This window comes from Pseudanabaena sp. UWO311, from assembly GCF_006937785.1.
GTDB lineage: Bacteria > Cyanobacteriota > Cyanobacteriia > Pseudanabaenales > Pseudanabaenaceae > Pseudanabaena.
Map to the genome: position 1 here is coordinate 77,757 of NZ_SJEE01000021.1, position 7,270 is coordinate 85,026.

At 42.6% G+C, this 7,270-nt stretch carries 6 protein-coding genes; 5 read left to right on the plus strand and 1 reads right to left on the minus strand.

Features of this window, described 5'->3' with window-relative positions:
• Positions 1-45: 45 nt before the first annotated feature.
• Complete coding sequence (gene carB, locus PseudUWO311_RS16105) at positions 46-3,297, minus strand: carbamoyl-phosphate synthase large subunit (protein WP_142656265.1); 3,252 nt, start codon at positions 3,295-3,297, stop codon at positions 46-48.
• 276 nt (positions 3,298-3,573) lie between these two features.
• On the opposite strand from carB, the gene PseudUWO311_RS16110 reads away from it, so the two are divergent.
• The 5 genes from PseudUWO311_RS16110 (at position 3,574) to PseudUWO311_RS24440 (ending at position 7,146) form a co-directional block, all read left to right on the plus strand.
• Positions 3,574-4,491: a class I SAM-dependent methyltransferase gene (locus PseudUWO311_RS16110; RefSeq protein WP_142656266.1), complete on the plus strand. Its 918-nt coding sequence runs from the start codon at positions 3,574-3,576 to the stop codon at positions 4,489-4,491.
• A gap of 267 nt (positions 4,492-4,758) precedes the next feature.
• On the plus strand, positions 4,759-5,256 hold the full coding sequence (locus PseudUWO311_RS16115; protein ID WP_142656267.1) for a hypothetical protein: 498 nt from the start codon (positions 4,759-4,761) through the stop codon (positions 5,254-5,256).
• A 28-nt stretch (positions 5,257-5,284) separates the two neighbouring features.
• The gene (locus PseudUWO311_RS16120) at positions 5,285-5,788 is read left to right on the plus strand and encodes a hypothetical protein (RefSeq protein ID WP_142656268.1); all 504 of its coding nucleotides are present in this window, start codon (positions 5,285-5,287) and stop codon (positions 5,786-5,788) included.
• A 90-nt stretch (positions 5,789-5,878) separates the two neighbouring features.
• On the plus strand, positions 5,879-6,181 hold the full coding sequence (locus PseudUWO311_RS16125) for a hypothetical protein (RefSeq protein WP_142656269.1): 303 nt from the start codon (positions 5,879-5,881) through the stop codon (positions 6,179-6,181).
• 8 nt (positions 6,182-6,189) lie between these two features.
• Positions 6,190-7,146 carry an SMI1/KNR4 family protein gene (locus tag PseudUWO311_RS24440; RefSeq protein WP_223807607.1) on the plus strand — a complete coding sequence of 319 codons (957 nt, stop codon included), beginning with the start codon at positions 6,190-6,192 and terminating at the stop codon, positions 7,144-7,146.
• The last annotated feature ends 124 nt before the right edge of the window (positions 7,147-7,270 follow it).

The following is a 7,270-nucleotide window of genomic DNA, read 5'->3' on the forward strand; positions in this document are numbered from 1 at the left end:
CCCAAAATTAGGGTGCGTTACGCTGACGCTAACACACCCTACAGCTTAAGCATAATCCTGAAGTGCGGTTACGGAAATACCGCCAGTCTGTAAGGCTCGTATAGCTGCGATCGCGGCTTTTGCACCAGCTAATGTTGTAATCACAGGGATTTTATAAGCCATCGCGGTGCGGCGGATCATCTTGCCATCGGTTTTCGCTTCTTCTCCACTGGGTGAATTAACAATCAATTGAATTTGACCATTTTTCATCACGTCACTAATGTTTGGACGACCTTCATGAACCTTGAGAACCTGCTTTGATTCAATGCTGTTGCGGCGCAGAACTTTGTGAGTCCCTTCTGTCGCCACGACTTTAAATCCAAGTTCAACAAAGGCTTCAGCAACTGTCGAAATACCGCTTTTATCGCGATCGTTGACCGAGATAAAGACAGTTCCTTCAAGGGGAAGATGCGTACCAGCGCCAAGTTGTGCTTTAGCAAAAGCACGTCCGAACTCGGTATCGATGCCCATGACTTCACCAGTCGATCGCATTTCGGGTCCCAAAATTGTATCGGTTCCCGCGAACTTAGCAAAGGGAAGTACAGCTTCCTTAATTGAGATGTGCTTGGGAATTACTTCTTCAGTTAAGCCGAGTTCCGCAAGGGTCGCACCAGCCATAATTCGTGAAGCATAGTTAACGAGGGGAACGTTAATTGCTTTACTGACGTATGGAACAGTCCGCGAGGCGCGGGGATTAGCTTCAAGGATAAAGACTTTGCTCTCCTTGAGGTTGTTGTTATTCAACTGCACGGCATATTGAATATTCATTAAGCCAATCACGTTCAGGGATTTAGCGAGGCTAATAGTCCATTTGCGAATGGTGGCAAGAACTTCAGGGGGTAAAGAGAAAGTAGGAATCGAACAAGCCGAGTCGCCTGAGTGAATCCCTGCTTCTTCGATATGTTCCATAATGCCGCCGATGGTGACATTACCCAGTTGATCAGCGATCGCATCCACATCTACTTCGATCGCACCCTCAAGGAAATGATCGATCAGCACAGGATGTTCTGGTTCGATGATAATGGCGCGGCGCATATAGTCTTCGAGTTCAGCATCGGAGTAGACTACCTCCATGCCACGACCACCAAGAACGTAGCTAGGACGGACAACTACAGGATAGCCAACACGTTGAGCAATTACTACGGCTTCTTCTTCAGAACGAGCTAAGCCATTATTTGGCTGCATGATGCCAATTTCTTGACAGATTGCTTCAAAACGTTCGCGGTCTTCAGCAATGTCAATGGAATCGGGTGAAGTTCCCCAAATCTTAGTGGTGGAGTTGGTATCTTGGAGATATTTCAACAAGGGAACCGAAAGTTTGAGCGGAGTTTGTCCACCAAATTGAATGATTACTCCTTCAGGTTTTTCCGCTTCGATGATGTTTAGTACATCTTCGCGGGTCAATGGCTCGAAATAGAGTCGATCGCTAGTGTCGTAATCCGTAGAAACAGTCTCAGGATTAGAGTTGACCATGATTGTCTCAAAACCTGCGGCGCGTAACGCATAGCTGGCATGACAGCAGCAATAGTCAAACTCAATCCCCTGTCCAATCCGATTCGGTCCACCACCGAGAATCATTACCTTGCGCTTAGTGGAAGGTAGAATTTCTGATTCTTCTTCGTAAGTCGAATAGTGATAGGGAGTGAGTGCTTCAAACTCAGCCGCGCAGGTATCAACGGTTTTATAGGAAGGAATCACACCCAAATCTTTGCGATAGGCACGAACTGTATCTTCGTTTGTACCCGTGAGATAGGCAATTTGGCGATCGCTAAAGCCCATGCGCTTCGTTTCTAGCATCTCTTCTTTTTTGACGCTATCGAGCTTCCGACCTTTGATCGAAAGTTCCACATCGGTGATCTCGCGCATTTTTTGCAAGAACCAAGGATCGATATTGGTCAGTTCAAAAATCGCTTGTACCGATAAACCTGATAAAAATCCATCGCGAATTGAGAAAATGCGATCGGGATTAGGAACCCGCAGACTGTATTTGATTTTTTCCAGATCGGGTAAGGTTTCTTCGCGATCGCCACCAAAGCCAAAACGACCAACTTCAAGTGATCGCAATGCTTTCTGGAACGACTCTTGGAAAGTACGCCCGATCGCCATCGCTTCACCGACCGACTTCATCTGAGTAGTGAGAACCGCCTCAGATCCAGGGAATTTCTCAAAGGCAAAGCGAGGGATTTTGGTAACTACATAATCAATGGTTGGTTCAAAACTGGCAGGAGTTTTCTTAGTGATATCGTTAGAAATTTCATCAAGGGTATAGCCGACAGCAAGTTTCGCCGCAAATTTAGCGATCGGGAATCCTGTAGCTTTGGAGGCTAAAGCCGAACTACGCGACACGCGAGGATTCATCTCGATGACGACCACATCGCCATTTTCAGGATTGATCGAGAACTGAATATTCGAGCCGCCCGTCTCAACACCAATTTCACGAATAATCTTGATCGAATAGTCACGCAAGCGCTGATATTCTTTGTCAGTCAGAGTCTGAGCAGGCGCAACCGTAATTGAGTCGCCCGTATGGATACCCATCGGATCGATATTTTCGATGCTGCAAATAATCACCACGTTATCGGCGAGATCGCGCATCACCTCTAGCTCGTACTCTTTCCAGCCAATTAGCGATCGCTCGATCAGGATTTGTGATACGGGACTCGCTTCTAAACCAGAGGCACAAATTTCTTCAAACTCCTCTTGGTTATAGGCAATACCGCCGCCAGTGCCGCCCATAGTGAAGGCAGGACGGATAATTAGGGGATAGGAGCCAATTTCTTGCGCGATCGCACGGGATTCTTCCATCGTCGTCCCTAAGCCCGATGGACACATGGCAACACCAATGCGCTCCATCGCCTCTTTAAATAGCTTGCGATCCTCTGCCATCTCGATCGCTTCTAGTTTTGCGCCAATCAGTTCAACACCATATTTTTCTAAAACGCCCATTTTCGCAAGGGATACGGCTGTATTTAACGCTGTTTGTCCGCCCATCGTGGGCAGGATCGCATCAGGGCGCTCTTTCTCGATAATCTGGGCAACGACTTCAGGCGTAATCGGCTCAATGTATGTGCGATCGGCGGTGGCGGGATCAGTCATGATCGTCGCAGGATTGGAGTTAACTAGGATCACATAGTAGCCCTCGTCCCGTAAAACCTTACAGGCTTGGGTTCCTGAGTAGTCAAATTCGCAGGCTTGCCCGATCACGATTGGGCCAGCGCCAATCAATAAAATCTTTTGGATGTCAGTACGGCGGGGCATATTATCTTGTATTTCTTAGGTAACTCGCAATACATTTTATAGCCTCATGGCGATCCTTTAGTATGTAGCGCATGATGCTAATTGGTTTACTGACTACTAAGCAACCCTATTGCTCTTAAGGATTGAGGTAGTGCTAGAATGCGAAAATAATGGCAATAGCTGGGTTGAATAACAAATTTGGAGCAGACAAACAGCTAAGGTTTTAGTCAATCTTTAAAGACATCTAAAGACCCTCAATTCAACGATTAGCCAGTAGAATAAAACGAGATATTTACAATGAATTCCAAAGACAATTTCCAAGAAAAAAGCTATCGGCAACATCAAGAGCACTTCAAGGAATTTAGCTCTGGCGGCAAGAATGAAGCCTATGCAAAAACATGGTTTGAGGAAGACACGGTTGATGCATGGCGGCATCAACGTATGTACCAACTCATTGATCCTATTTTAATAGAGGATCCACAAGCAAAGTGGCTTACTGTAGGCGATGGGAGATACGGCAAAGATGCTAATTATATTTTACAAAAAGGTTGTGAAGCTCTAGCGACTGACATATCGGATTATCTATTAGAAGAAGCAAAGGATATTGGATACATTTCTGCGTACAAGATGGAAAATGCTGAGTCATTATCATTTCAAGACTCTAAATTCGATTATGTTTTTTGCAAAGAAGCTTATCATCATTTCCCTAGACCGATGCTTGCGCTTTATGAAATGTTGAGAGTGGCAAGCAAAGGGGTAATATTGATAGAGCCAAATGATGGTCAAATCAACAATAGGATTTTAGAGATATTTCTCAGAGACTTGAAAAATATCATAAAATCTATATTCGGCAGAAAGAATACTGAGCGGCACTTCTTTGAGGAATCTGGTAATTACGTATTCAGTATTTCGAGAAGAGAGATTGAGAAAGTTGCATTAGGACTAAATTATAAAGTAGTGGCTTTCAATGGAATAAATGATGTCTATTTTTCAGGCGTTGAGTATGAAAAGCTCTCAGAGAGAGGACCATTACAAAAAAAAATAAAATTCCGTATTAACATTAAAAATATTTTATGCAGACTAGGTTTTATGGATTACGGAATTATTTCAGCGATAATTTTCAAGGAAGCCCCGCCCAAAGAATTAATCCAGCATCTAGCTAAAAGTGGTTATGAGATCATCTATCTCCCAGACAATCCATACATCTCTGGCTAACAAGTCTTTGACCTTGACCACTATTTAACTATACTCCATTACGACAGGTGAGCTTTATCCTTATACCGAAGCGATATAACCCGTTAAAGCTGTCTAATTAACCTAAAACCATACAGGTGTGCAACTGTATGGTTTTAGGTTTGCAATAAATTATGCCCATCTACATATTTCTATCCGAGATTAGACTATTAGAAATGATTTGGTTCGTTGACAAGTTCCGAGAAGTAATTGGTAATTTAAAAGACAAAAGAAAGAAAATAAATGCTAATGTCAAATTCAATTAGTTACGAAAAAAGACCTGATCTTCATTCAGTACAAATGAATAATGGCTTGACTTCAGTCTTTATCTCTGTCATTGCGATCGCAGCTTCAATTCTTGCTAAAAACGATCTGCAACGAAAAATAGCTGTATGGTTTGCATCTCATGATCAAGGTTCTTTTGGTCTAGGTTTAGTTGGATTTGACGTAAGTGAACTACCTTGGAATCAAGATAACTTTGATGAGCAGAAGCATTTTATTCTGCAAGTTATTGATTCAACAAAAGGTCAGATGGGTTGGGAGATCCTTGATTATGAGCCGCATAAAGAATGGATTTTTACATCTCTAGAAAACTTTCGCATTCTCATTGAAGCATTTGAGATTCAGGATCGATGCAATCAAATCTCTGAAATATGGGGTTATGTAAGCGAACCTAAGATGTTTATTCTATGCCCCAAGCATAATGTATATGAGCATGATGGTGGCTGTGTTCTATGCAATGACTAAATTAATCTCAATTTGAATTGATATTATTATGACCGCTTGTCAAGACAGAAACTTTGCAGTCGAAATTCAGTCAACCTATTTATCTCTTTGGCTCATCCAATATATTATGGTCAAACCTTACTGGGCATTCACCCTCGCCATGATCATGGCAATATTTGCAACGATCATTGGCATATGGACACATCAAGGAGCAACCATCAGTAGCGAATATCATAACTACTTTGTATTAGGGTTACTCATTGCCCCGATCACACTTTTTTTGCTGTCAAATGGAAAACTTTGGCAAGACATTGGATTTTCGTGGGTAGCGATCGGGCTGATTTTGTTGGGAGCTCAAGGATATTGGAGCTATCGCGACCGCCCTTGGTTTGCTCCTCCCCGCACAAATTGCGATGGCGAATGTTATGGCTGGTTTTCCTTTGAAAACGAACTGATGCACAAAGAGCTATTACTAGTCGGAGCGATCGCAATAGCGATCGGTATCCTTCTCAAAATCATCCGCAATCAACTTTTGAAGCGAGTAAAAAAATGATGAGAAAGTTAAAAAAACAGAAAAACTGTTCAAAGCCCATTGTATTTTGCAGACGTATCAACTGTAGTGGAAATACCGCAGCATGACATTATGAATGAGCTTTCAAATATGGATCTAAATGCTGGGATTGTCCATCAGGTATTTATCCACAATCAAACAACCATGAAATTTCTAGCTGTAGAATGGTATGACAAGCCAATGTCATTTCTGGAATGTTTGGAATGGCTAAAAGAATTAAAGGAACTTTCCGCTTCGACTGATATTGCGATCGCGAGTTTTGGCGTGGTCTATCACATTGATTCACCGATTGATTTTTGCAAGTGGCTAACGGAAGTTTTTGAAGGTAATGTTGCTTATGGCTTTTCCCGACAGCTCTGTAGTGATTGCGATTAAAAATATCTATGTGGGATAACTACGACTTAAACGCAGAATTGCTTGATCTCAAACTTTGGGGTGAAGGATGTACTCAATATCAAATTCGGCAGACAGGGGATAATGAATTTTGTTTGATTCAATCAGGATCACTATGGCGAGTAGTTTATGCTGAAAGAGGTAATGTGCAGGATGTGCTGTTTGAATCGTCCGATGAAGCCAAAGCTTGCGAGTTTATGTATCGCCTAATCACGGGCATTCGCCACAATCATCTCGGGGGTTTCTTTAAGACCCAATCAGAGTCTGAGGCGATGGGTCAGGTGCTGCGTCAGCTTAATATAGAACACCATACCGACAGAATTCCCTATAAAAATAATGAGCCTCGATTTCGAGTTCAGGTTTATGGCAAAGACATTTTTGCAGTGGAGCGCCACTTTGGGAACCAATTACCGCTAGAGCGATGGTTGACTATGTCTGAAAGGATTCATCTGACTCTGAGCCGTCTTCTTCAGCTCGATCCCTATGATGAGTTCACAAAGATATCCTTGAATCCGCCAATTGGCTCTGAAGAAAAACTACGATCGCTTGAACAACAACATGACATTCGGTTACCAGAAGCTTATCGCACGTTTTTACTGGAGGTTGGCAATGGTGGCAAATGGGAACGTTTAGAATATTATTGGACTATTGAAGAAGTAATGGCAAATAATTCTGCGGAATTTTGGAATCAATTACCGCCTGAATTTATTGTCTTGCTAAAGAAATCTGGAAATCGTGATTTAATCGAAGTATTTGGCAATGAGTTTGACCATTTTTCTGGATTACTAAGAATCGCAGATTGGAGTTGTCGAGGACGATCGCACTTTCTTACCGCAGCAGGTGATGAAGTCGATATGCAAGAAAATACTAAAACAACTATTTTAGTCGCTTTGTATCCCTACGATCCCCAACAATGGCTACAGATGTTTTTGGATGATATTCAGTAGACCTGTTGGGAAACAAAAGCAATGTTTAGAGGGGATTTTGCTCTTTCCATCTGTTTTTAAGAAGCGTCCAAATAGAAGTTCCATAAGCCAGCCGCATTCAACATAAGACGATCATCAAAATCAG

Excerpts from the sequence above, each read along its gene's own strand:
- carB (WP_142656265.1), bottom strand. The coding sequence starts at position 3,297 with ATGCCCCGCCGTACTGACATCCAAAAGATTTTATTGATTGGCGCTGGC.
- PseudUWO311_RS16110 (WP_142656266.1), top strand. The coding sequence starts at position 3,574 with ATGAATTCCAAAGACAATTTCCAAGAAAAAAGCTATCGGCAACATCAA.
- PseudUWO311_RS16115 (WP_142656267.1), top strand. The coding sequence starts at position 4,759 with ATGTCAAATTCAATTAGTTACGAAAAAAGACCTGATCTTCATTCAGTA.
- PseudUWO311_RS16120 (WP_142656268.1), top strand. The coding sequence starts at position 5,285 with ATGACCGCTTGTCAAGACAGAAACTTTGCAGTCGAAATTCAGTCAACC.
- PseudUWO311_RS16125 (WP_142656269.1), top strand. The coding sequence starts at position 5,879 with ATGAATGAGCTTTCAAATATGGATCTAAATGCTGGGATTGTCCATCAG.
- PseudUWO311_RS24440 (WP_223807607.1), top strand. The coding sequence starts at position 6,190 with ATGTGGGATAACTACGACTTAAACGCAGAATTGCTTGATCTCAAACTT.